Annotated in this window: 23 protein-coding genes and 1 pseudogene; 21 read left to right on the top strand and 3 right to left on the bottom strand. The window is 44.0% G+C overall.

Annotated features, from left to right (window positions below; all coding sequences use genetic code 11):
* The first annotated feature begins 7 nt into the window (after window positions 1-7).
* The 3 genes and pseudogenes from ACXAEY_RS17060 to ACXAEY_RS17050 all read left to right on the top strand — a co-directional run bounded on the left by ACXAEY_RS17060 (window position 8) and on the right by ACXAEY_RS17050 (window position 1957).
* A pseudogene (locus tag ACXAEY_RS17060) lies at window positions 8-889 on the top strand (alpha/beta fold hydrolase).
* 22 nt (window positions 890-911) lie between these two features.
* Entirely contained in the window at window positions 912-1472 is a 561-nt protein-coding gene (locus ACXAEY_RS17055; protein WP_474813649.1) for a GNAT family N-acetyltransferase, read from the top strand.
* Window positions 1463-1957 carry an N-acetyltransferase family protein gene (locus tag ACXAEY_RS17050; RefSeq protein ID WP_474813646.1) on the top strand — a complete coding sequence of 165 codons (495 nt, stop codon included), beginning with the start codon at window positions 1463-1465 and terminating at the stop codon, window positions 1955-1957. Before ACXAEY_RS17055 ends, ACXAEY_RS17050 begins: the two co-directional genes overlap by 10 nt.
* A gap of 11 nt (window positions 1958-1968) precedes the next feature.
* Here ACXAEY_RS17050 and ACXAEY_RS17045 read toward each other — a convergent pair whose 3' ends face one another.
* On the bottom strand, window positions 1969-2295 hold the full coding sequence (locus ACXAEY_RS17045) for a YciI family protein (protein ID WP_474813644.1): 327 nt from the start codon (window positions 2293-2295) through the stop codon (window positions 1969-1971).
* 327 nt (window positions 2296-2622) lie between these two features.
* Between ACXAEY_RS17045 and ACXAEY_RS17040 the strand changes: the two genes are divergently transcribed.
* From ACXAEY_RS17040 to ACXAEY_RS17030, 3 genes are read left to right on the top strand one after another with little or no spacing between them, the layout of a single operon-like run.
* The gene (locus ACXAEY_RS17040; RefSeq protein WP_474813641.1) at window positions 2623-4542 is read left to right on the top strand and encodes an IucA/IucC family protein; all 1920 of its coding nucleotides are present in this window, start codon (window positions 2623-2625) and stop codon (window positions 4540-4542) included.
* Window positions 4539-6506 (top strand): IucA/IucC family protein, encoded by a 1968-nt coding sequence (locus ACXAEY_RS17035; protein WP_474813639.1) that lies wholly within the window; start codon window positions 4539-4541, stop codon window positions 6504-6506. Before ACXAEY_RS17040 ends, ACXAEY_RS17035 begins: the two co-directional genes overlap by 4 nt.
* Window positions 6507-6557: 51 nt before the next feature.
* Window positions 6558-7772, top strand: coding sequence for a type III PLP-dependent enzyme (locus ACXAEY_RS17030; protein ID WP_474813636.1), 1215 nt, complete (start codon window positions 6558-6560; stop codon window positions 7770-7772).
* 108 nt (window positions 7773-7880) lie between these two features.
* Here ACXAEY_RS17030 and ACXAEY_RS17025 read toward each other — a convergent pair whose 3' ends face one another.
* Window positions 7881-8642 carry a phosphatase PAP2 family protein gene (locus ACXAEY_RS17025; protein WP_474813634.1) on the bottom strand — a complete coding sequence of 254 codons (762 nt, stop codon included), beginning with the start codon at window positions 8640-8642 and terminating at the stop codon, window positions 7881-7883.
* A 102-nt stretch (window positions 8643-8744) separates the two neighbouring features.
* On the opposite strand from ACXAEY_RS17025, the gene ACXAEY_RS17020 reads away from it, so the two are divergent.
* From ACXAEY_RS17020 to ACXAEY_RS16960, 13 genes are all read left to right on the top strand, one after another.
* Window positions 8745-9266 (top strand): DNA topology modulation protein, encoded by a 522-nt coding sequence (locus ACXAEY_RS17020; RefSeq protein ID WP_270180855.1) that lies wholly within the window; start codon window positions 8745-8747, stop codon window positions 9264-9266.
* Window positions 9259-9750, top strand: a complete 492-nt coding sequence (locus ACXAEY_RS17015; protein WP_474813632.1) for an NUDIX hydrolase — start codon at window positions 9259-9261, stop codon at window positions 9748-9750. The genes ACXAEY_RS17020 and ACXAEY_RS17015 overlap by 8 nt, the downstream gene beginning before the upstream one ends.
* A gap of 166 nt (window positions 9751-9916) precedes the next feature.
* Window positions 9917-11335, top strand: coding sequence for a sodium:solute symporter family protein (locus ACXAEY_RS17010; protein ID WP_474813630.1), 1419 nt, complete (start codon window positions 9917-9919; stop codon window positions 11333-11335).
* Window positions 11319-13007 (top strand): sensor histidine kinase, encoded by a 1689-nt coding sequence (locus ACXAEY_RS17005; RefSeq protein WP_474813628.1) that lies wholly within the window; start codon window positions 11319-11321, stop codon window positions 13005-13007. The genes ACXAEY_RS17010 and ACXAEY_RS17005 overlap by 17 nt, the downstream gene beginning before the upstream one ends.
* Complete coding sequence (locus ACXAEY_RS17000) at window positions 13008-14384, top strand: sigma-54-dependent transcriptional regulator (protein ID WP_474813626.1); 1377 nt, start codon at window positions 13008-13010, stop codon at window positions 14382-14384.
* A 139-nt stretch (window positions 14385-14523) separates the two neighbouring features.
* Window positions 14524-15765, top strand: coding sequence for an NRAMP family divalent metal transporter (locus ACXAEY_RS16995; RefSeq protein WP_474813624.1), 1242 nt, complete (start codon window positions 14524-14526; stop codon window positions 15763-15765).
* Window positions 15766-15783: 18 nt separating this feature from the next.
* Window positions 15784-16515: a 5-oxoprolinase subunit PxpB gene (pxpB, locus tag ACXAEY_RS16990; RefSeq protein ID WP_474813622.1), complete on the top strand. Its 732-nt coding sequence runs from the start codon at window positions 15784-15786 to the stop codon at window positions 16513-16515.
* Window positions 16512-17285, top strand: coding sequence for a LamB/YcsF family protein (locus tag ACXAEY_RS16985; protein WP_474813620.1), 774 nt, complete (start codon window positions 16512-16514; stop codon window positions 17283-17285). Before pxpB ends, ACXAEY_RS16985 begins: the two co-directional genes overlap by 4 nt.
* A complete protein-coding gene (locus ACXAEY_RS16980) occupies window positions 17278-18225 on the top strand; it encodes a 5-oxoprolinase subunit C family protein (protein WP_474813618.1) in 948 nt (315 codons plus the stop codon). The genes ACXAEY_RS16985 and ACXAEY_RS16980 overlap by 8 nt, the downstream gene beginning before the upstream one ends.
* Before the next feature lie 13 nt (window positions 18226-18238).
* A complete protein-coding gene (gene accB / locus ACXAEY_RS16975; RefSeq protein WP_474813616.1) occupies window positions 18239-18706 on the top strand; it encodes an acetyl-CoA carboxylase biotin carboxyl carrier protein in 468 nt (155 codons plus the stop codon).
* Between the two features lie 12 nt (window positions 18707-18718).
* Window positions 18719-20062, top strand: coding sequence for an acetyl-CoA carboxylase biotin carboxylase subunit (accC, locus tag ACXAEY_RS16970; RefSeq protein ID WP_474813614.1), 1344 nt, complete (start codon window positions 18719-18721; stop codon window positions 20060-20062).
* A 15-nt stretch (window positions 20063-20077) separates the two neighbouring features.
* Window positions 20078-20833 carry a putative hydro-lyase gene (locus ACXAEY_RS16965; RefSeq protein WP_474813612.1) on the top strand — a complete coding sequence of 252 codons (756 nt, stop codon included), beginning with the start codon at window positions 20078-20080 and terminating at the stop codon, window positions 20831-20833.
* Window positions 20834-21005: 172 nt separating this feature from the next.
* Window positions 21006-21995, top strand: coding sequence for a zinc-binding dehydrogenase (locus tag ACXAEY_RS16960; RefSeq protein WP_474813610.1), 990 nt, complete (start codon window positions 21006-21008; stop codon window positions 21993-21995).
* 82 nt (window positions 21996-22077) lie between these two features.
* Here the strand turns inward: ACXAEY_RS16960 and ACXAEY_RS16955 are convergent, their stop codons facing one another.
* Window positions 22078-22617, bottom strand: a complete 540-nt coding sequence (locus tag ACXAEY_RS16955) for a GNAT family N-acetyltransferase (protein ID WP_474813608.1) — start codon at window positions 22615-22617, stop codon at window positions 22078-22080.
* A gap of 133 nt (window positions 22618-22750) precedes the next feature.
* Between ACXAEY_RS16955 and ACXAEY_RS16950 the strand changes: the two genes are divergently transcribed.
* Together ACXAEY_RS16950 and ACXAEY_RS16945 are read left to right on the top strand one after the other, a co-directional pair.
* Window positions 22751-23017, top strand: a complete 267-nt coding sequence (locus ACXAEY_RS16950) for a hypothetical protein (protein WP_270180868.1) — start codon at window positions 22751-22753, stop codon at window positions 23015-23017.
* Window positions 23018-23068: 51 nt separating this feature from the next.
* Complete coding sequence (locus tag ACXAEY_RS16945) at window positions 23069-23839, top strand: hypothetical protein (RefSeq protein ID WP_474813606.1); 771 nt, start codon at window positions 23069-23071, stop codon at window positions 23837-23839.
* Window positions 23840-24035: the final 196 nt, after the last annotated feature.

The following is a 24035-nucleotide window of genomic DNA, read 5'->3' as shown; positions in this document are numbered from 1 at the left end:
TAAGTTGATACCAATACGTGGAAAAGAGCTTTATGTGGAAGTGCACGGTTCTCCCGATAATCCACCGCTTCTTTATTTACATGGTGGTCCAGGGGAGAGCTGTTTTGATTTTTCGCACCACCAATCAGCCCGATTGGAAAAAGATTTTATGGTGATTGCATTCGATCAGAGAGGCGTATGTCGATCAGAGGGTGTAACAGAGAACGAAGACTTTAAACTACAGGATTTGATTGAAGACTGTGAGACACTGCGAGAACATTTTTCCGTTGAGAAGTGGTCTTTGATCGGACATTCTTTTGGTGGATTTCTAAGTGTGCTTTACGCTGCCACTTATCCTGATTCAATAGAGAAAGTCGTTCTTGAATGCCCGACATTTGATTTCGATTTAACCTCTAGGAGTTTAATGAGGAAGACCGCTTCGCTTCTTGAAAAACACGGGTAATCGAGAGCGGCCATCGAAAGTTTAGCCATCGTAACAAATGACGAGTTAAAGGGTCGGGAACTCGCAGAGTTATATAGTGATTACAGTGATTTACTCGGTGAGAACCGGATGGAGATCTATATTCATAATCACGACCATCCAACAGACTACAGCTATTATAGTGACGAGAAATGGGATGAACTCTATGATAAGTCTGAGGTTCATTACAACCTGTTGAGAGAAGAAGGAAGAATCTTTGACTCACTACTGCCTCTATTAAACGAGATCAAATCACCTACTCTCTTGCTGACAGGAAAATACGATCCAGTAACGTCAGATCTCCAGGTTCAAGCATTTCGAACGGATGTGGAACTTGGTGAAACCTATCATTTTGAAGATAGTGGTCACACACCACATGATGAAGAACCTGAACATTTCGCAAACGTCATAAAAAAATTTATCAGCTAATAGACAGAGAGGAACAGACAACATGTTTACATACCCAGTAAATGAAGATCTTTATCTAAGAATGTACACAGTAGATGATGCAGAAGAGCTTTTTCATCTGATCGATGAATCGAAAAGCTATTTAAGAGAGTGGCTCGCATGGGTCGATTACAATACGGATGTTGAAGGCTCGAAGGCGTTTATAGAAGGTACGATCAAAAGTCTTTCTGAAACGGGTGGCTATCCTAAGACGCTCGCAATGGTTTATAAAGGGGAAATCGCTGGGACGATCGGTTTCAATGAACTTAACCGAACTCATGATTATGCGACCATTGGGTACTGGCTTAGTGAAAAGCATCAGAAGAAGGGCATCGTCACGCAGGCTTGTAAGGCGATTCTTACGTATGGCTTCGATACGATCGGTCTCAATCGAATCGAAATACGTGCGGCTTCTGAGAATAAAAAGAGTCGCGGTGTTCCTGAGCGACTCGGTTTCACGAAAGAAGGGTTGATCCGTCAGGTTGAAAAGGTGAACGGTACCTATGTTGATCACGTCGTTTATGGCATGTTGAAAACGGATTGGAGCAGATCACAATGGAAATAAGAAGAATGAAAGCAGATGATGCAAAAGAGTATTGGGAGTTAAGATTAGAAGCTCTTCAGAACAATCCCGAAGCGTTCGCGTCGAGCTATGAAGAAGCAGTAGAGAGAAAGGATCCACTCGAAGGCGTTGCAGCTAATTTAGAAAGAGCTGTTACGCTAGGAGCATACGACGGCGGATTGGTCGGAGTCATCACGTTCGTTCGAGGAAGCGGTTTGAAAACGAAGCACAAAGGTGACTTTTTTGCAGTTTATGTAACGCCGAGCTATAGAGGTAAAGGTGCTGGTAAAGCACTTCTGAAGGAAGCGATCGATTATGTGAAGCATGTGGATGGACTCGTTAAAGTCAATATCTCCGTTTCTTCCGTAAACAAGACCGCAAAACAGCTTTATCATAATATGGGATTCAAAACGTACGCAAATGAAGAGAAAGCTCTTTATGTGAACGGTGAGTTTCTGGATGAAGAACACATGGTATTGTTTCTCTAGTAAACCAGACGTTAGGACGTCTGGTTCACAGTGAAAGCATCGTTAAATAGTGCAACATGGTATGGATAGAGCTCTGCTGTCATGATTCCCTCACGGACAGCAGGGTCTTTTTTCATGATTGACGTTGCTTCTTGTTCAGAATTCGTCTGAATGACAACGATTCCGAACGCTGAATCATCATCGTTCACGGTTCTGCCAGCCATGATCAGCGTGTTCTCGTTCAATAGCTCCTTCAAAGCGTTGAAATGCTCCATCACGATTGCGTTTTCTTTTTCAGTCCAGTTGTTTTCATCGACGAGTCTTGGAATGAGTTTAAGCTTGTATAAATATTGGTTCATCGGAAACCTCCATGTTTTTAATCTACCTAGTCACTTCGTTAAATCGACGGTGATACCTTTATTAAAGATGAGCACAGCCGCAGACGAGCGGCTTTTTTTATTCGAAATGTAGCATTGTACGTCCTTTCGGTTGATTATAATAAAGAAGATCAGTTGTGACGACTTTCAAATCAAATTCTCTTAAGGCTCGCTTGTTAGCGAAATCGATAGTAACATTTATGACAGCGAAAAGTTGACATTGAAAACGATCTTCAATAACCTTAGGAAGTGGTAATTGATAATGATTTTCAATAAAAGTGTTTAGCAGGCTAACAGGAGGAATGACGTTTGGAGTCAACGCTTAGAGTAAGTGATAGAGAAGATAACTACGAAATCCAAGTGTTCCACCATATGAGAAATAATTATGAAACCCTTGTCGAAAGGTTTCGTGAGAACCTCATCGTTGCACGAAAAACCATTCTGCATCAGTTGATTCAAGGCATCATCCGTGAGGAAATCCTTCCGTTCGATTCAAGGGAAGGCACGGAGTTAACATATATAACGTTTCGTTTATCGAAAGAACAGATCGATATAAACGTAGGCAATACTTATACACTTGGACAGATCGACATCGTTGGAGATGTTTTGCATCGCGACGCAGATGGGAATGAAACTGTATTATCAAACGCGGATCAGTTTCTTTCGATTCTAGTTCATAATGAACCCAAATTGATTTCCGATAACTTCGAACAATTCTGTGAAGAGATATCAAATAGCAGCTTAAATTATGGGCTAGCTCTAACGGCGGCTGAGAAGCGCATGAAGACTGTTCAGGAAGAGGCGGAACAGCTGGATGCACGAGATTCTTTTTCATATGTAGAGAAGAAGCGAGGCGATGCCACATTTAGCCCGCTTACGTTCTTCGAGCAATGGGTGGTTCAAGGCCATACGATTCATCCATGTTCACGTACACGATTAGGTCTTTCACCAATGGATGTGAGTCGCTATGCACCTGAGTGGGGTGGGCAGCCAGATGTGATACCAGTTTTAGTTCATAAGTCTTACTGTCGATCAACACATAAGAAAAAGAGCGCGACGCGTATTTTATTGGAAGAGTATCCAGAACTGCAAGAGGATCTGGAGAGGGTCGCATCTGAAAAAGGAATTGAGCATCGTGAGTATGAGCTCATCCCTGTACACCCATGGCAGTTCGAACATACGATTTCAAAGCACTATCGTCGGTTGATCGAACGTAACATGATCTTTCCGTTGAGTGAGAGGATCAAGACGATGGCACTCATATCGTTTCGCTCGTTAGCTCCGTTCGAGAATAGGTCGAAGCACCACATAAAAACCGCCATCAATGTCCAGATGACGAGCGCAGTTCGGACGGTTTCTGCTGCGTCGACCTACAACGGACCGTTGATCTCATCGGTTCTGAAGGAAATCGGAGCGCGGGATCCGTTCATCTCGAATTCGTTAAGCTTTATGGGAGAAGACGCAGGAATTCATTTTGAACCCGACTCAGACGGTGATGACCGTCATTTCCTACAGAAAAACCTTGCTTCCATCATTCGTGAAAATCCGGAGGCAACGTTAACTAAAGATGAAGTGGCGATTCCTGCAGCTGCTTTTATCGCAGATTCACCAGTTTCACAAAAGCTGATTCTACAAGAGCTTGTCGAACGCTACAAAGAGAAGATGAATCACCCATCGCTACAGGTCGCTGCTGAAGCATTTATAAAGCGATACTGTGAGGTGCTGCTGCCAGGCATCATGAGATTGATCGTAAAATATGGTGTGAGTTTAGAAGCGCATTTGCAGAATACTGTTTGTGTCTTTAAGGATGGGGTACCAGAGCGTGTGATCCTCCGTGATAATGGAGGAATTCGTATCCTGACAGAACGCTTGGAGACGTTCGTAGCGTTAGGGGCATTAGACAACAGTACAAATTTATTAACGACAAAACCGGAAGAGCTCCACGATATCTTTTTCCATGCGATTATTCATAACCATATCGGAGAAATGAACGTCGCCCTATCTCGTCGTTTAGATCTTGATGAACAAAGTCTATGGAATCCAGTAAGAAAGGTCGTAAGGGATGTTTATGAGTCGCTAAAGTCTGACACTGAACATGATTATGAGCTATTGAAAGCAACGCGTTCAAGGATGAAGGCGTTAGTGAAGATGCGGCTGACAAACAAGTACACAGAAAATATGTATGTCGATGTCGTTAATCCTTTACACAATGAGGTGTTTGAGAAATGACGATACAAATGATCAAAAGACCCAATTATGATAGTAAAGGATTCATGCTCGAAGCAGAAGTGAACTGCATGCGTTTTATCATGAAGCAGATGCCATCGTATCTTAATGATTTTATCGCGAATTTAGAAAATAGCCGAAAAGGCATTCTTCACAAATTAGCTTCATCCATTTTAAGAGAGAACATAAACGATTTATACAAGAGTGCAACGGACTTTAAGGTAGTAGGTTCTAGCTTTGTGGTTAAGAACGGTGATAGAACTGACATTTCGGCATACCTACAGAAGGCGACGTTTCGTGAAGATGTGACGTATAAGCTTGTGTCGGTAAAAAGTGGTGTCCTGATCTTTCCGATCAAACACGAATATGCCTTTCAGCGTATTGAAACGACAGATACGATCTTATACATCGATGAGCATCAGGTGACGGAGATCAAGGTCGCTTCAGAACTCATCGACGTGCTTTTTGAAAAGGGGCCGCAAGTTGAAACGTTCAAAAAGGAGCTTGATAACGGTACTGCAAACCTCACGCTTGCCTATATGTTCGACGATAGTTGGAGGGGAGCCATACAAGAAGAGGCAAAAGCATTAGGTGCTACGTCAACACTTGACTATCTCGGTAAAAAAAGCGAGGTTTCACCAACACTCTTTTTTGAACAGCTCATTCTTGAAGGGCATCATCTCCACCCTGGGGCAAAAACGAAGATCGGCTTGACACAAAGTGATGTTTTTCGATTTTCACCAGAGTTTCATCAATCCTTTGGCGTTCGTTTCGTTGCTGTTGATCGCGCATTTGTCATGACGACGGCACAAACAAAAAGGATGCTTGAAGAACATTTTTATGACGAATGGAAGCAATGTCTTGAGGAGTTAGAGGAAATTGGATTAGAGCCTAACACGTACGATATCATTCCAGTTCATGAGTGGCAGTTTGAACACGTGGTTCCGGACTTGTATGAGAAAGAAATAAAGAATGGTACGGTTCGTTTAATTAAAGGTGTGATGTTAGAAGCGCAGGCAACGTCTTCGTTCCGAACCGTTCATGTGAAGAATAAAAAGGCACCCTCGTTAAAGCTCGCTGTTAACAGTCAGATGACGTCGACCGTTCGTTCGATTTCAACGCAGACTGCGATGAACTCAACATTGTTTACAATCATGATGACGACCATCATGAACGAAGAAAAACAGCTGGAAAACTTTGTTCCTTTGAACGAGATAGCGGGAATGGCTTTTAAATCTGAGGAAGAATTAAAAAGCCGTAACTTAACGATGCTCTTACGCGAAAGTATCGATGAGAAGCTTATGGATGGGGAAGTTGCGATTGCTGGACCAGCTCTGTATGCTCGGTCTCCACTAAGTGATGCAAGTATTCTCGCTGAACTCGTCGATGAATTTGCTAAGGTGAATAACATCCCTAAGCGTCAGGCAGCATTCCCGTTTTTCAATGAATACATTGAAAAAGTCATTCCTGGGTATCTCACACTTATGGTGAAGTATGGGATTGCACTCGAGGGCCACTTGCAAAACAGCATTCCTGTATTTAAGAACGGCAGACTGTCACGTTTCTTCTTCAGAGATTGGGGAGGATCACGTATTTATCAAGCACGACTTGAACAGCAAGGGATCGATGTATCATTTGCACCTGGATCTGTTTCAGTCACGGATAAGGTGTCCGATATGCATAATAAACTTTATTATACCGTTTTCCAAAACCATCTCGGAGAAGTGATAAGACAGCTGGTTCAATATTCTGGAATAAAAGAAGAGGAATTCTGGAAACAAGTTAAAAAAGTTTGTGACGATACATTCAATAAACTCTCCGATCAGTGTGAAGAAAACGTAGCACAAGACCGCAGTTTTCTTTACCAGTCGACAGTTATGCATAAATCTCTTACGAAAATGAGATTGTCGAATAAAAAAGGTGATGCGTACTGTGAGGTTTCAAATCCTCTCAACATGACTAGATAAGGAGCTAGGGAGTAAGCTAAAAGAGATCGCGCATTATGTTGGAGGGACACCATGATTACAATTAGTAAAAATGCAGTAGAGGCTTACCTTGAGCATAGAAAGGAAAGTGGTCCAGTCTGTGCGTATGTGTACGACCTAGACCATCTCAAGCAGCATGCAGAAACGATCAAACAAAGCCTGCCAGCTTTCTGTGAGCTTTATTACGCTGTTAAAGCGAATCCAGATCTTGAACTACTGAGTACGTTAGAGCCGATCGTCGATGGGTTTGAAGTCGCATCCATCGGTGAGATCAACAAGATCGACGATATCTCGAAGAAGCCGATGCTTTTCGGTGGGCCAGCTAAAAAAGATCATGAAATGCTTGAAGCGATGGAGCGAAATGTTGATTATGTAAATGTAGAGAGCCTGCACGAATTGAACCGTATGGCGTATTTAGCAAAACAAGAACAAGTGAAGATTCCAGTCTTGCTTCGGGTAAACTTGAGCACGAACGTATCGGACAGCCACATTCGCATGTCTGGCGTTCCAACTCAGTTTGGCATCGATGAACGAGATGTCCCTGACGTAATCGTGAAAGCTCTCACGTATGAGCAAATCGAGATCAAAGGATTTCATTTTCATGCGATGTCCAATAACTTAGATGCAGCAGCACATCTTCGTTTTGTTGAGATGTGTATGAAAAAGGCACGATCTTGGCGAAAAGAATTTGCGTTGGAAGCTCCCATTATCGATATTGGCGGCGGCATCGGAATCAACTATTGGGATACGAGTCATCCATTCGATTGGGATACCCTTGCTGAAGGACTAAAGGAGTTTGAGCAGGAAACGATCGATGAAAATCTCACGCTATTTTTAGAAATCGGAAGATACATGACGGCAGGATGCGGCTCATATGTGTCAGAAGTGCTCGATGTGAAAACGAATCATGGTGAACATTTTGCTGTTCTACGAGGCGGCTCACATCACTTGCGCCTACCGGCGGCATGGAAGATGAGCCACCCGTTCAGAGTTCATTCTGTTGAAGGGTGGAAGTACCCGTTTGAGCGGCCTGGGATTAAGGATGCCGAAGTAACGGTAGCGGGTGAACTGTGTACCCCTAATGATGTTCTTGTTCGAAAGGAATTTGTATCAGAGCTTCGTGCAGGCGACATCATGGTGTTCGAATATGCCGGAGCCTACGGCTGGACGATTTCGCATCATGACTTCTTGAGTCATCCGCATCCTGAGCAGGTGTATGTAATGAATGGTCTGGTTTATATCAGGTAAAGGATGATGTATCGTATAGTGGTTCATCTTCTTTTATGTAATGCTTATATCACATGGAAAAAGTGGCTAAATAAAATAAAGAGCTTGGGACGATTCCCAAGCTCTTTTTCATGCCGTAAATTCAGAACTACTTTTTTGTCTTGCTTTTCGATGCCTTCGCTGACGCCACAGCATGAGTTCGAGTGCCATGATACAGATCAGTAACCACGCTAGGCCGAGTGTGAGACCCGCTAAGATGTCGGTTAGGTAATGAACGCCGATAAAGATCCGGCTAAGCGCGACTGTAACGGTTAGCACGCCGAGGATGGTGTTGATCGTAATCTTCCATCTTCTTTTTAGATTGCTAATCACGATTAAGTAAAATAAGAATCCATAAAACGTGATCGCGCCAGTCGAGTGACCGCTCGGAAAGCTGAAGCCTGTTCCGTCAAACTTCTCGAGTACATCTGGTCTTTGTCGCTCGAATAATAACTTTAAACCTTTTGTGAGTCCGCTGATTCCAAGCATATTGACTAACAAGAAGAATGAAACCCACTTGCTTTTATCAGAGATAAACAGCAAATAAATGAGGGTTAGAACAGTCCCGATCGTTATCCAGGTCACTGAACCCGCTTCCGTTATCTTTCCCATGATCCCGCTGAGTGCGGGGGTATCGATCGAACTGATGAGTCGCGTCGCAAGTTTATCGATCATAAACTGTTCGTTCTCCGCAACATCTTCAGCTAATGAGAAGAAAAAGAAAAATGCTGCTCCTATGGTGATAAAACCACCTAATATGAGAGCGATGGAGACTTTTGAATAGTTTGATGGATGAATGTTCTTAAATATCACGATGGTTGCTCCTTTTGTAAATAAGTTGGTAAGGTTCATTACCCTTCTCATAAAGGCTTTCAAACAGGTGAGTGTTGGGTTGGCTAAACGAGTAAGCTATTGTACTATGAAATAATTGGTAAGAGTGCTGGGGGGAGTAGCTTGAGAAAAATCGCGATAATCGGTTCAGGAGGCTCAGGAAAGTCGACGCTAGCAAGAGCATTAGGAGAACGACTACAAATCGATGTCTATCATCTGGATGCGTTGTTTTGGAAGCCGAATTGGGAAGGAGTACCAAAGGAAGAACAACGAGATGTGCAGCTCAACATCGTTTCAAAAGACGAATGGATTTGCGATGGGAACTACGGAGGGACGATGGAGATTCGTCTTGATGCTGCGGATACGGTCATCTTTCTTGACCTTCCTAGGGCGCTTTGTACGTATCGAGTCTTTAAACGAGCGGTTCAATACCGTAACCGAACGAGACCTGATATGGGGGAAGGGTGTAAGGAAAGGGTTTCTCTTACGTTCTTGAAATGGGTTTGGAATTACCCGAAAGAGAAGCGTCCAGAGATTTTACGAAGGCTGAATCGTCTTCCTGAGGAGAAGAAGGTTTATCACCTTACTTCAAAGAAAGCGATTGCCAGATTCTTAACGAATATAGGGAGTGAAGAACGTGTTTAGTATCGTTTTAGGGTGTGAGAAAGGCGAGCGAATGGTCTACAGAGAGGCCGTGCGCGCTATTTTAATAGAAGATGATCGGATTCTCCTCGTGTATTCAAATTTAGGAGATTATAAGTTTCCAGGCGGTGGGATTGAAGAGGGTGAGACGCATGCAGAGGCAATCGTGCGTGAAATTGCAGAGGAAACAGGATATGTGAACGGTTTGATCGGAGAGAAGGCGGGAACGATTGTGGAACGGAACGAAGACCTCTATGAAGAGGGAGCGATTTTCGAAATGACCTCTCACTATTATTTTTGCGAAGTTCCCGGAGAATTGGCACCCCAACGGTTAGATGACTACGAGTCCGAACAAGAATTCACCCCAGTTTGGGTCACGCTTGAAGAAGCGATCATGCAGAACGAAGAAGCGTTTGAGATTAATAGTGCGAACGGATGGATTCACAGAGAGAATACTGTCCTAAAAGAATTGAGAAAGGACCAATAGATTGTGAGCCGCTTCATCTGTGGCTCTTTTTTTATGGAAGAAAACACAAAGTGAGGAAGCTATACGTTTGGATATACTTGGGATGTGGGTTACGTCATGGTTTGAGGACGTGAATTTGTATATAATGAAGCAAGTGCTTTAGGTAAGAATGGAAAGGAGGGTTCTGATGGATGAACTCCTTTACTTAGGTGTATTCCTGATTTATACGATTGCGATTTTAATCCTTGGAAAACACGGGTTTGATAAAACGGATGAACTGAGAGGGTACTTCCTGGCAGGAAGAAACCTTTCGTTATTTCCAAGCGTCGCATCCTTTTGTGCGACCTGGTTCAGTGCAGCGTCACTCCTTGGTTTGCCAGGGTTGATCTATGAAGGTGGCGTTTCCGTAATATGGACGACAGCGGTTGCGTGGTTGTTAGGGATTATTGGGCTTCTCTTTATTTCATCAAAACTTTATACATATAACGTTGTCACGGTACCTGAGTTTTTCCTTGTAAGGTACGATTCGAAATTACTTCAAGTTTGGATTGGAATCATCTTGAGCGTCAGTTATTTATTGTACGTCGTGATTCAGATCCGAGGATTCGGAATCGTTGTGAGTGAAATGCTGGAAGTACCGTATATTGTCAGCGTCTTTCTTGTTTATCTTTTCGTGTTGTACACCACGTTCGGAGGGCTGCATTCTGTGGCGCGTACGGATATTTTTCACTTTTATCTCATCCTTGGCGGAACGATCCTTGGCTCTCTTTTTGTGGTGAACGAGATCGGAGGGCTAGAGGTATTTACGAGTGATCTCGTCGTGAGAGCGACCAGAGGGGATTCCTATTTAGCGCTGTTTCCTGAAGAAGGGCTACCGTTTTGGACGCTTCTGAGCGCATTTTTTGCATTAGGGATAGGCGTTGCTGCGAATCCACAGTATGCGGTTCGGATCTTATCAGCTCGTTCGAAGCAAATTGCGTGGAAGATGATCGCAACGAGTGCGATTTTTCTTGTGCTCATCTATTTTGCGATCTTTGTGATCGGCATCGGTTCACGGATGATAAATCCGGGAGTCATATTCGAAAGTACTGACGAAATCTACCCTCACGTTATTTCATACTTGCTGCAAACACCATGGAAGGGGATCTTGCTGATCAGCGTTGTGGCGGCTGCCATTTCAACGGCTAACTCACAGCTTCTAATCATGGCGAGCAGCTTTGTATATGATATTACGCTTCCACTACGAAAAAAGAAGAGTGTCGATCAACAGGTTATTTCATGGACGCGCTGGGTTATTTTCATGTTTGCGACGTTTTCCTTGTTGATTGCGTTTCAACCTCCTGAAGGTATCGTTCCCTTTAGTGGACACGTATGGGGGATCATAGCGGTCTCGATGTTCTTTCCGTTGTACGGAGGTCTCTATACGGCTAGATCAAAACAAAACGCTGTCCTGTCCACATTCGGTGGGACACTCGCATATGTACTTGCGTTTTTCCTAATCCCAGATCACGTTCATCCTGTTTATCATCCTGTCCTGCCGTCGATTTTAATCGCTGGTATCCTTTATTTCTGGAAGGGAGGTACGCATGATGAGAAATTCGATTGAACGGAAGATCCTCGTTCCTTTTCTAATCATCGTACTCCTTCCAAGTTTTATTATCGGAGCGGTCTCGATGTGGGCGAGCTACCAGTCAGAGAAACAGCTGAAAGAGGCAACGGTTAGTGAAACGTTAACGAGCATCGATCGCTACGTTGGTATCTTTGATGAACGTGTGCAAAATGGCGACATGAGTGAACGTGATGCCAAATCGTTAGTCAAGGTTATGATCGATGAAAAAGTAGGATTGTATGTTGAGGATGAAGAGGGGAATTTCTACTCAGGTGGAAAGGACTATCAAGCAGAGGAATTAGAGTGGTTAAACGGCAACAGTGAGCCATCAAGCTTTGTTATCGAAAAAACGGTGATAACTGAAGAGCTCGAACAATGGGGGTGGAAGCTTTATTTCCCGATCGAGTTCTCGTTCTATTCAGGTTCACTTCCTGATATTCAAAAATATACGCTGCTCATCATCATCTTCATGGGTGTGATCGCCGTGCAGTTTACGATCATTTTTTCTTATCACCTCTCAAAGCCCATCAAAAACCTTGCTGCTTATTGTAAGCGGATTGCAATGGGAGATAGAGGGAAAGAGCCGGATATTAAAACGAATCGTAAAGATGAAATCGGCGTTCTCTCAAATTCGTTACAAGATATGGTCCAAACGCTAGATAAACGAAATGGACAGATCGAGAAGATTAAAAAGCTGAACGAAACGATCTTAAATAGTGTGCATGTGGGAATGGTTCTTCTCGTCGAAGGATCAGATTCCGTTTATAATGAGGCTGCACAGCGGATGATGGATGATGATCCTTCATTGGAACAGCGTGTTAGACGTCTTACTGTTCATGAGACGACGAAGAGAAAAGAAGAAATATGGAATCATAAATATAATGAAGAAAAGGTGTATTATGCGGTAAACTATAGAGTGATTAAAGGAACTGAGCGAAATCGCTCGATCATTACGTTCGAAGATATTACGAATCGAAGAAAGCTTGAACAACGCGTTGAACGGATGTCCCGCTTAGCATCGTTAGGTGAAATGGCATCAGGAATAGCACACGAGATTCGTAATCCACTCGCAGGGATCAGAACAACGACCCAGCTCCTTATTCGCAGGTTGGAGCTTGGCAAGGATGAGCTAGCGTTAACTGAAAACATGCTGATCGACATCGACCGGGTGAACAAGATTATAACGAATATCCTTCAGTTCTCAAGACCGCTTGATTCTAACCCGTCATTTATCAAGGTGGATGAAACAATGCGCTCACTCGTGTTATTGATGGAAGGAATGGCGAGTGAGAAAAACGTAACATTGCATCATAGTGAAAATGGATATAGTATTTTGGTCGATCGAGACCATCTTCGTCAAATCCTACTCAACTTGATCATTAATGGAATTAATGCGATGCCAGAAGGTGGAGAATTAACGCTTTCTAGTGGAACAACTGGGGATAAGCGGACGATTTACGTATCAGATACAGGAGTTGGCATGGAAGATAGCATGCTGGATAAAATTTTCGATCCATTTTATACAACGAGGTCTGAAGGGACTGGACTCGGGCTATCGATCGTACACCAGCTTGTTGTGCAAAACAACGGCGAGATCGATGTAAGAAGTACGCCAGGGAAAGGAACGACTTTTTCCATAACATTCCCGACAAGGAAGGAGGAAGAGTAAATGGCAGTGAAGATTGGAATCGTTGATGACGAGACAACGCTTAGGCTTACGCTGCAAATGTTTCTTGAAGATGAAGGCTATGAAGTTCGTTCAGCATCTTCACTTGAAGACGGCTGGGAGCTGCTCGAAGCGTTTAACCCACAGGTGCTGCTGTTAGATATACGCTTGCCTGATGGAAACGGACTCGACGCGCTGCATGAATTCAAAGAGCGGTATCCGCTGATGGCGGTTATGATGCTGACTGCTTATGGTGATGCGAAAACGGCTGTAAGAGCAATTAAGGAAGGCGCGTTCGATTACTTAACGAAGCCATTTGAGTTAGAAGAGTTGAAAATTACGCTGGAGAAGTGGAGCAAGCAGCAGCATCTTGAGAAAGAAGTCGAGCGTTACCGTGAAGAAGAGCGGCGTACGAAGCTCGTTCAAATGATCGGTGAAAGTGATCAGATGAACGAGTTGAAAGGGAAGATTTCGTTGATTGCAGAAAGCAACGATACGACGGTTTTAATAAGAGGTGAGACGGGAACGGGAAAAGAACTCGTTGCGAGGAGCATCCACCAGCAGAGTAAACGCCACGATGGCCCGTTTGTCGCCGTGAACTGCGCAAGTATTCCTGCTGATCTTATCGAAATCGAACTTTTTGGCCGAGAAGAAAACAGTGTCAGAGACCAGTCGAATGGTAAAGTCGGTTTAGTCGAGTGGGCTGATGGTGGTACGTTATTTTTAGATGAAATCGGAGATCTTTCGCTCGATATACAAGTAAAGCTTTTACGATTTCTAGAGGATAAACGAATTAAGCGCGTCGGTAGTGTGCATGACCTTGAGGTAGATGTTAGGATTATTGCTGCTACGAACCGCTCTCTTGAAGAAATGATTCAAGAGAAAGAGTTCCGGTCTGATCTCTATTATCGGTTGAACGTGGTGCCGATCAAATTAACTCCGCTTCGTGAGCGAGATGAGGACGTCATTATGCTGACTGACCATTTCTTGAATGAGTTTTGTCAGCAGATGAGGAAGGATACCCCAACATTACGGGCAGATGCAAAAAAGCGGTTGTTAAACTATGATTGGCCTGGAAACGTGAGAGAACTTAAGAATACGATCGAGCGAATTGCGATCTTACATCAGGAAAAGGAGCTAGCTGCCACACATTTCGATTTCTTAAATCCTGTTGAAGGTCATGTAGAGGGATCAAAAACGATCGATGATGTTGTGTTTGAAGACGCCTTTTCACTTGAGGATCACATCGAGAGCATCGAAAAGAAGTATATCGAAAAAGCAATTCAGGATTCGAAATGGAATATTACGCAAGCAGCGAAACTACTAGGGATCAGTCGTTATGCCCTTCAAAGACGAATTGAAAAATACGAAATCACATGAGCGAAACCGCCCACATCGGGCGGTTTTTTTGTGCGGAATCTTATAAAACTATCAGAAAATTACGTGATAAGGTAGAGATAAGAGAAAAATCGTAGCGATTCATTCGACAGATGATTCGTGTTTTTGAAGGAGGAAGACGATGGGTATTAAAAAAGAACAGCCCCTTGAAACAGTAGATTTAGAACAAAATCGTCCAACGAAAAGCAAGTGGGGAGTCATTCTTGGTGCCGCATTCCTGATGGGTTCATCAGCAATCGGTCCAGGATTTCTAACACAAACGGCTGTGTTTACAGAACAGCTACTCGCAAGCTTTGGCTTTGTTATCTTAATGTCGATCATTCTTGATATTGGTGTTCAGGCGAACATCTGGCGAATCATCGCAGTATCGAAACGAAAAGGACAAGATATTGCGAATATGGTTCTACCGGGACTCGGTTACTTCTTAGCATTTGCAGTTGCGCTAGGAGGACTTGCTTTTAATATCGGTAACGTTGGTGGTGCTGGACTCGGAATGAACGTCTTGTTCGGAATCGATCCACGTATCGGAGCAGCGATCACGGGTGTCATCACGATCGGAATCTTCTTATCGAAAGAAGCGGGAATCGCGATGGATAAGATCGCACGTCTACTAGGTGGCGTTATGATTCTGCTTACACTTTATGTCGCGTTCCAAAGTAATCCACCGGTTGGCGACGCTGTTGTTCATACGTTCGCGCCGACCACGATCGATGTGTTTGCCATCATCACGTTAGTAGGTGGAACGGTCGGTGGTTATATTACGTTTGCTGGTGGTCACAGACTTCTTGATGCTGGGATTTCGGGGAAAGAAAACCTTCACCAGGTAACGAAAAGCTCTGTCTCAGGTATCTTGATCGCATCGATCATGCGAGTATTTCTATTCCTCGCCGTACTAGGCGTCGTAACAGCTGGTTTTGCACTTGATCCAGCGAACCCACCTGCTTCTGTTTTCCAACATGCAGCGGGCGCAATCGGGTATAAGATGTTTGGTATCGTCCTTTGGGCAGCTGGAATCACGTCAGTTGTTGGTGCAGCATACACGTCCGTGTCATTCTTAAGAACACTTTCTAAAAAAGTCGATAAGCATCATTCAGGCGTAACGATCGGATTTATCGCCGTTTCGACGATTATCTTTGCATTCATCGGAAAGCCAGTTCTATTACTCATTCTTGCAGGTGCATTCAACGGATTGATTTTACCTGTAGCACTTGGAACACTTCTCATCGCAGCGTACAAGAAATCGATCGTAGGTGATTACAAGCATCCACTATGGTTAACGATCTTCGGAGGCTTTGTCTTCTTGATCACAGCATATTTAGCGATCGTGACGCTTATTGATAAAATTCCACAACTCTTTGCTTAATCGATAGGAGGAACATGCGTGAAACTTGATTATCATCCACTCGGGGATACGGGCATTCAGCTTGTATTCGGTTCCGAAATAACGGAAGAAACGAATCAGAAGATAAGAATGTTTGCGGATTATTTAACAGATCATCCGATCGACGGTGTTGTTGAGTGGGTGCCAGCCTACACAACATTAACGGTTTATTATCTTCCTACGAAACTTTCATACGGTTCATTACGAATGAAGCTAGAAGAGATCAGTGAAAAACAACAAGGAAGAGAAGCAGAATCTGCTTCTCTTGTTTATATCATCCCAACGTATTACGGGGGTGAAGATCTCTCATTCGTTGCAGAACACAATGGTCGAACAGAAGAAGAAGTCATCGAAAGTCATTCAGGAAAAGATTATCTCATCTACATGATGGGATTTGTGCCAGGCTTCCCTTATTTAGGCGGTATGCCTGGAGAGATCGCAACGCCTAGACGAGAAAATCCTCGTGCTGCTATCGCACCAGGGTCTGTAGGAATCGCAGGATCTCAAACGGGTATTTATCCGCTTCAGTCTCCAGGAGGATGGCAGATCATCGGGAGAACGCCAGTGAAACTCTATGACCCTGAAAGTGAGTCTCCAATCTTACTAGAGTCAGGGCACTACTTACGCTTCGTGTCGATCACTAAAGAAGAATACGAGGAAATAGAAGAAGCCGTACAACGTGGAGAGTATGTAGTAGAAACAGAGGAAAAGAAGGTGGGGGTCACATCATGAGGACAGTTGATTTGAATAGTGATTTAGGCGAAAGCTTTGGAGCATATACGATTGGGAACGATGAGAATGTGCTGAAATTTATCTCTTCAGCGAACATCGCATGCGGCTACCATGCAGGAGATCACAACGTCATGATGAGAACCATTGAACTTGCTCATCTACTCGAAGTCGGGATCGGCGCACATCCAGGCTTTCCTGATCTTGGAGGTTTCGGTCGCCGAGATATGAACATGTCAGCGGATGAAGTGTTTAACCTTGTTGCGTATCAGATCGGTGCGATCAAAGGTATCGCAAATGTACACGGAGCACGCGTTCAGCACGTGAAGCCGCACGGTGCACTTTATAATAAAGCAGGAAAAGACCCTTCTATTGCCAAAGCGATTGCAAACGCTGTCAAAGCGGTCGATCCAGAACTTATTCTGTTTGGATTAGCAGGAAGTGAGCTTGCAAAAGCAGGGAAAGAAGCTGGTTTAACGGTCGCACAAGAGGTGTTCGCGGATCGTACGTATAAGCCTGATGGCTCGTTAACTCCTAGATCAGAACCGAACGCGATGATACACGATGCAGACCTTGCTGTTCAGCGTGTCATTCGGATGGTGAAGGAGCAGAAAGTAGAGGCGGTGAATGGGGAAGATATTTCGATCGAAGCGGATACGATCTGTGTACACGGTGATGAACCAGAAGCCCTTCGCTTCGTACAATTGTTGAGACAGCGATTAGAAAGTGAAGGAATCACAATACAACCCGTTGGAGTGAGTGCAGATGCCTAAAGACCTTTTTAAAGTAACAAAGCCTGGTCTACTAACAACGATTCAGGACGACGGTCGAACTGGTTACCAGCAGTACGGAATCGTAGCAGCCGGCGCGATGGATTCTTTTTCAATGAAGATTGCTAATTTTCTAGTCGGCAACTCGGGTGACGAAGGTGTGCTAGAAGTAACGGTTATGGGACCGAAGTTCGATGTTTTAAGTGACGCTGTGATCGCAATCTGTGGTGGAAACCTTTCACCGACAGTAAACGGTAAGAAAGTGGCGATGTGGAAGAGCTTTGAAGTGAAAGAAGGAGACAAGCTGCAGTTCGGACAGCCTGTGGAAGGAGCACGAGCGTATATAAGTGTCGCTGGCGGATTCGATGTCCCACTCGTGATGGAAAGTAAATCAACGTATCTGAAAGCGGGAATCGGCGGCTTTGAAGGACGATCTCTTGAAAAAGGAGATGTTCTAAGGGGAGCTGATACCATGGAAGGAAAAAGTGGACGTACACTCCACTACGATGAAATCCCTTCTTATGAAAAAGAAATGGAGATTCGCGTCGTGATGGGTCCTCATGAGCAGGCGTTTACGGATGAAGCCTTAGAAACCTTTTTATCTTCAGCCTACGAAGTTTCACCGAAATCAGACCGGATGGGCTACAGAGTCACGGGACCTCAGCTTGAACATAAGACGTCTGCAGATATCATTTCAGAAGCGATCCCACTCGGTGGCATCCAAGTTCCTGCAAACGGTGAACCGATCATCCTGATGTCCGATCGCCAAACAACAGGAGGGTATACGAGGATCGCGACGGTCATTTCGAGCGATATTCCTACCCTTGCTCAGGCGATGCCAGGATGCAAGATTCGATTTAAGAAAGTCTCAGTAGAGGAAGCACAGGAAATCTATGAACGTCACGATCGATTTACGAGAACGTTAGAAAAAGTGTCGGGATAAAGGAGAATGCTAGATGCTACAGTCAAAAGAAATCATCGATATTATTAAAAACATGGACGGAACAACCGTAGATGAAGTGCACTACGAGCAAGATGGGCTCGTTGTAAAAGTGAAAAATCAAAATCCTTATGGTACGTCAGAGAGCGGTGTAGTGGAAAAGAAAGAAGAAAAGCCAACGACAAGGAAAGAACCGTCATCCGATCGTAATGAAGAACGAGTTCAGGCACAGTCAGATAGCGATGTTCATACCGTAACGGCTCCAATGGTCGGTATGTTCTACACGTCTCCTTCTCCTGAAGAAGATGTGTTTGTTCAAGTAGGAGATACCGTACGAGAAGATACGGTCGTATGTGTGTTAGAAGCGATGAAGATGTTCAACGATGTTCACGCTGATGTGGATGGCGAAGTTGTTGAGATCATTGCGAACAATGGCGACCTTGTGGAGTTCGGACAGCCACTATTCAAAGTAAAACCAGAATAGGAGAGAGCATAGATGGGGATTAAAAAAGTACTAGTCGCAAATCGTGGAGAAATTGCTGTACGGATCATACGTGCGTGTCACGAACTTGACCTAGAAGCGGTTGCAGTCTATTCAGAGGCTGATCGTGACGCTCTTCATGTGGAACTAGCGGATGAAAGCTATTGTATCGGTCCGACTTATTCGAAAGATAGCTACTTGAATATGGCAAACATCATGACCGCAGCGATCAACGGCGGTGTTGACGCCATTCACCCAGGTTACGGATTTTTATCGGAGAATGCAGCGTTCGCAGAAATCTGCGAAGACAATAACATCACGTTTATTGGACCGAGTAGTAAAGCGATCAATCAGATGGGAACAAAAGATGTTGCGAGAGAAACGATGAGATCAGCAGGTGTCCCTGTCGTACCAGGTTCGAACGGCATTATTGAAAACAACGAACAAGCCGTTGACCTTGCAGCTGAGATGGGCTATCCCGTTATTATTAAAGCAACTGCAGGTGGTGGCGGAAAGGGCATCCGTGTCGTAAGAGAGGAAGCGGAGTTACTTAAAGCCATCAATGTGACCCAGCAGGAAGCGGCAAAAGCGTTTGGAAACCCGGGTGTCTACATAGAGAAGTTCATCGAAAACTTCCGTCATATTGAAATTCAAATTCTTGCAGATAACCACGGGAACGTCGTTCATCTCGGTGAGCGTGATTGTTCAATCCAAAGGCGTATGCAAAAGCTTGTAGAAGAAACGCCGTCCCCAGCGCTTGATAAGTCGATTCGAAACGAGATGGGTGAAGCAGCCGTTCGCGCTGCCAAGGCAGTAAATTATTCAGGTGCAGGCACCGTCGAATTTATTTATGATGAAGACGGCAAGTATTACTTTATGGAAATGAACACACGTATTCAGGTGGAGCATCCGGTAACGGAAATGGTCACGGGAGTGGACTTGATCAAAGAAATGATCAAGGTTGCGAACGGCGAAGTGTTACCGATTACGCAGGATGATATCGCCCTTACAGGCTGGTCGATGGAGTGTAGAATCAATGCAGAAGATCCAGATCGTGACTTTATGCCTTCTGCAGGAAAGGTAGAGACCTATTTGCCTCCTGGCGGTTTTGGGGTTCGCGTTGACTCAGCTATGTATTCAGGCTATGTCATCCCGCCTTTTTACGATTCGATGGTTGCGAAGCTTATCACATATGGTGCAACACGTGAAGAAGCGATGCAGCGGATGAAGCGAGCACTAAGTGAATTTAAAATTAAAGGAATCAAGACGACGATTCCATTTCATCAGAAGCTATTAAACCATGAAAAGTTTGTAGAAGGTGACTTTAATACAAAGTTTCTTGAAATTCATGAGCTTTAAAGGAAGGTGAGCTCGATGTTAAAACCAAGTGAACAACGTCTAAGATTTAGAGATCAAACGGATCAAGGGACGACTTCAGGCATGTGTGATGGGTATTTACAAGCAAACATGATCACACTTCCTAAGGAATACGCATCGGACTTTCTTAAGTTTTGCGAACGAAATCCGAAGCCTTGTCCATTAGTAGATGTGCTAGAAGCAGGTCAGGTAAAACCGAATGTTGCTGATGCAGATATTCGGACTGACCTTCCAAAATACCGAGTCTATCAAAATGGAACATTGAAAGAGGAGACGCTAAACTTAAAGGAGTACTGGAGTGACGACTTCGTAACATTTTTACTCGGATGTAGTTTTACGTTCGAGAAAGCTCTGGCGGAAGCAGGAATCAGCTTATTGCATCAAGAGATGAAGAAAGTTGTTCCAATGTACCAGACCTCGATCGCATGTAAAGAGGCAGGCCGTTTCTCTGGAGGAATGGTCGTCAGCATGAGAGCGATCAAGAAGGAAGAGCTCGACGAAGCGGTGCGCATCACGGCAGAATTTCCTGATGCACACGGTGCTCCGGTTCATATCGGCGACCCTTCTGAAATTGGTATTCATGATTTTGAAAATCCAGACTACGGGGAGTATACGCCTTTTGATTCGGAAGAGCGAATCCCGGTGTTCTGGGCATGTGGAGTAACACCGCAGTATGTCGGCTTAAACGCAAAACCTGAGATTATGATCACGCACGCGCCTGGCCACATGCTGATCACAGATCAAATGGGTTGAAGATCGTTCAATAAAAACGTTCGTTAGAGAAGGGGAATCGGTAATCGATTCCTCGCTTTTTTATGCGCTAAGGTTCCCGCGTGCTCGAAGCAAGATATTTTTAAAAACCTTCTATAAAGCCTATACTTTAAGCTGAAATAAAAAGGCATGTTACTAAAAGGAGGATTCATACATGAAAGCGTTACTGCTTCAAGAAAAAGGCGAGTGGGATAGCATGACGGTGGAGGAGGAGATCCAAACACCAAAACCGGGAAAAGGTGAAGTCCTCGTCAAGATTCATGCTGCTGGATTGAATCCAGTGGATTATAAAACTGCAACGAACGGGAATCCAAACTGGGAATATCCACATATCTTAGGTCTTGATGGTGCTGGGGTCATCGACGAAGTAGGTGAAGATGTGACGGAGTGGAAGAAAGGAGACCGTGTGGTTTACCATGGTGATCTGACGAAGAAGGGTGTCTTCGCAGAATATGCCATTACGACTGCTCATACGATCTCAAGACTTCCTGATGCGATCTCGTTTGAAGACGCAGCAGCGCTTCCTACCGCTGGATACACAGCGTATCAATCCATTTTCAGGAAGCTTCACATTGAAAAAGGTCAAAGCATCCTCATTCATGCTGGAGCTGGTGGCGTAGGCGGATTTGCAATTCAAATGGCGAAGTATATGGGATTAACCGTCATCACAACTGCTTCAAAAAGCAACCATGAGTATGTGAGGCAGCTAGGCGCGGACTATGTGATCGATTATAAGGAAGAAGATTTCGTGGAAAAATGCTTGGAGCTTACTGACGGTGTTGGGATCGACGCTGTGCTCGACGCGGTGAGCGCAGACAATGCAACGAAATCTCTCGATGCTCTTACGTTCAACGGGCAAATCGCCTATATCGCAGGTGTACCTGAGTTTTCTCGAGGCGTTTCCTTTACACGCCCTCTCTCGTTCCACCAGATTGCACTCGGTGGTGTATATGCTTCAAACAATAAGAAAGAACAAGCAGATCTCGCTAGAATGGGAGACGAAATGGTGAACCTCGTACTCGGTGGCCATGTTGATCCAACGGTTAAGCATGTCATCTCATTAGAGGAAGTACCAGAAGCACTCGTAAAGCTCTCAGAACGTCACGTTACTGGGAAAATTGTAGCGAAAGTGGTTGAAGAATAGGTAGAGTGACACGATAACGAAATCGTTTAGAATGAAAAAGCCGCGCAGCTATGGATCGAAGCGTGGCTTTTCTCTATCATTTTTATACTGCCGTCTTATTATTCCGTAACACGGTAATAAATCCATCGAGGATATCGTGACTGATGAAAAAGCCTTTTCGCTGATAAAAGTCTAGCGCATTTTGATTGCCGTTCGATACGAAGATAAAATGATCTTGAACATCTTTTTCATTCCGCAGCCATTCCATCGACATGTTGAAAAGCTTAGAACCAACCCCATACTGTCGGTAACCATCTTTTATGTAAAATTGAGATAAGCAACCTACAAATTCTCCACGTACTGACGATAGATCAAAGAAAGTTGCAAAGTCATTATCATACGCTTCTTTACGTGAAATGTTTGAGTACACATATCCTATGATCTCCTCTTCGTCTTTTACAACGACAATGTAATTTTTCTCCGCTTTCTCCACAGATGGAACCAATCGTGTTTCAAAGCTCATGTCATCGAATAATTCCGGGGTGATGTGCGCTTTTGATTTTTGGAAAACCATCAGCTCGTTACAAATTTCTCGACAGCACTCGATTTCTTCAGGACTGATCTCGTCATATGTTAGATTCATTGGCATTCTCTCCTGACTGCTAAAAGCGTTTTCTACCTATTAGTATAGCTTTCAGTTGGTTGGAAATGAAGACACCTTGTGAAACATTTAAATGGGAAAAACGTACAAGTAATAAGAAAGGGTGTTTTTACCAGTGGGGTACTTAAAAAAGATCCAATACATGATAGGTTTGCCGTCAGCTCTCATCTTAATGATATCGCTTTTAGTAAGCTATGAACCTGTAACAATCATCGCGCTAATAGGTTGTTTTATCGCCCTGGTATGCAGGCAGATCCGTTACCATCGATACTCTTATCGGCTTGGGCATCCTGATCGTCACTCCGATGAACTCGGGTATGACCTGACGGACGATCATCTCGACGAAGCAGAAACGTATGACCGTGACCGACAAAAGAGGTGAACACGCTCTTTTATGGAAATAATGGATTAGCACAAAATAAGGGGGATAACGATGATTGCGCCAGAACAGATTATGACCGTCTGGGAAACGTTTGATGACTTTCCAATGGAGACACTTACAAAAGCGTGGTATTTCGATAAAGCGCAGAAAAAGCAGCGAGAAGTCGCTTTGATGAAAGAACATCGAGCGCAATATGGCATTACAGGTAATTGCTTTGATCTCGCGTACTGGTTGCTCGATGAGTTCAAAAGTAGTGGTGTGAAAGCCTATCCGATCGGACACGATTTACATACAGAAGATGCTCATGTTGCTGTCGTTTCGGTAGATGAAAGAGGGAGGCGCTATTTATGTGACCTTGGGGATCAATGGATACAGCCAGTCTTAATCGACTCGGAATGTGAGGATTATTCAAATGAAAAGCTTGATGGCTTTTTTCCAGGGGCGCGCATTCAGGTGAGCTCTCATGATGAGCAGCTTACTGTTCTTTACGAGAGACCGAATGGCAAGGTTTCAAAACAGGTTTATGATACGAGGGTGGTAGAGATGGGAGAGTTTAAACGTGCAGCAGAGCATTCCCAACACCTCATAAAACCTGAACCATTACTTGAGTGTAGGGTCCCGTTTAAAGAAGAGACAGCTCATTGGGAGTTTTATAACTGGAGTAGTTTTATGAGTACGACAGAGGGGTTATATAACGAGCGAGACCTAACTAGTATCGAAGAATGGACTGCTAGAATACATAAACGGACAGGGTATGATGAATTGTTCGTACTAGAAGTATTAGAGATTTACAACAAGCAACGGTCGGTTGAGAGGAGGTAATGAAGTTGGGGATGGGGGCAGTAAGTATTTTTCTCATCGCAATTCTTCCTATACTTGGAATCGCGATACTTGGAATCTATTTCATAAGAAAAAGCATACGAAACAAGTGACTTCCGAATCTTAGGAAGTCATTTATGAATAAAAAAGAAGATGAAAGATTTCGATTGGTAATGATCACCATGATGGTGGTCACTGT

The organism is Anaerobacillus sp. ABA4_114 (assembly GCF_056159065.1).
The sequence above is the reverse complement of the archived record's forward strand: the minus strand, read 5'-3'. Positions and strand labels throughout refer to the sequence as shown.

What these genes read in the sequence shown, in the direction of transcription:
- ACXAEY_RS17055 (WP_474813649.1), top strand. Translation starts at nt 912, where the DNA reads ATGTTTACATACCCAGTAAATGAAGATCTTTATCTAAGAATGTACACA.
- ACXAEY_RS17050 (WP_474813646.1), top strand. Translation starts at nt 1,463, where the DNA reads ATGGAAATAAGAAGAATGAAAGCAGATGATGCAAAAGAGTATTGGGAG.
- ACXAEY_RS17045 (WP_474813644.1), bottom strand. Translation starts at nt 2,295, where the DNA reads ATGAACCAATATTTATACAAGCTTAAACTCATTCCAAGACTCGTCGAT.
- ACXAEY_RS17035 (WP_474813639.1), top strand. Translation starts at nt 4,539, where the DNA reads ATGACGATACAAATGATCAAAAGACCCAATTATGATAGTAAAGGATTC.
- ACXAEY_RS17030 (WP_474813636.1), top strand. Translation starts at nt 6,558, where the DNA reads ATGATTACAATTAGTAAAAATGCAGTAGAGGCTTACCTTGAGCATAGA.
- ACXAEY_RS17025 (WP_474813634.1), bottom strand. Translation starts at nt 8,642, where the DNA reads ATGAACCTTACCAACTTATTTACAAAAGGAGCAACCATCGTGATATTT.
- ACXAEY_RS17010 (WP_474813630.1), top strand. Translation starts at nt 9,917, where the DNA reads ATGGATGAACTCCTTTACTTAGGTGTATTCCTGATTTATACGATTGCG.
- ACXAEY_RS17005 (WP_474813628.1), top strand. Translation starts at nt 11,319, where the DNA reads ATGAGAAATTCGATTGAACGGAAGATCCTCGTTCCTTTTCTAATCATC.
- ACXAEY_RS17000 (WP_474813626.1), top strand. Translation starts at nt 13,008, where the DNA reads ATGGCAGTGAAGATTGGAATCGTTGATGACGAGACAACGCTTAGGCTT.
- ACXAEY_RS16995 (WP_474813624.1), top strand. Translation starts at nt 14,524, where the DNA reads ATGGGTATTAAAAAAGAACAGCCCCTTGAAACAGTAGATTTAGAACAA.
- ACXAEY_RS16985 (WP_474813620.1), top strand. Translation starts at nt 16,512, where the DNA reads ATGAGGACAGTTGATTTGAATAGTGATTTAGGCGAAAGCTTTGGAGCA.
- ACXAEY_RS16980 (WP_474813618.1), top strand. Translation starts at nt 17,278, where the DNA reads ATGCCTAAAGACCTTTTTAAAGTAACAAAGCCTGGTCTACTAACAACG.
- accB (WP_474813616.1), top strand. Translation starts at nt 18,239, where the DNA reads ATGCTACAGTCAAAAGAAATCATCGATATTATTAAAAACATGGACGGA.
- accC (WP_474813614.1), top strand. Translation starts at nt 18,719, where the DNA reads ATGGGGATTAAAAAAGTACTAGTCGCAAATCGTGGAGAAATTGCTGTA.
- ACXAEY_RS16965 (WP_474813612.1), top strand. Translation starts at nt 20,078, where the DNA reads ATGTTAAAACCAAGTGAACAACGTCTAAGATTTAGAGATCAAACGGAT.
- ACXAEY_RS16960 (WP_474813610.1), top strand. Translation starts at nt 21,006, where the DNA reads ATGAAAGCGTTACTGCTTCAAGAAAAAGGCGAGTGGGATAGCATGACG.
- ACXAEY_RS16955 (WP_474813608.1), bottom strand. Translation starts at nt 22,617, where the DNA reads ATGAATCTAACATATGACGAGATCAGTCCTGAAGAAATCGAGTGCTGT.
- ACXAEY_RS16945 (WP_474813606.1), top strand. Translation starts at nt 23,069, where the DNA reads ATGATTGCGCCAGAACAGATTATGACCGTCTGGGAAACGTTTGATGAC.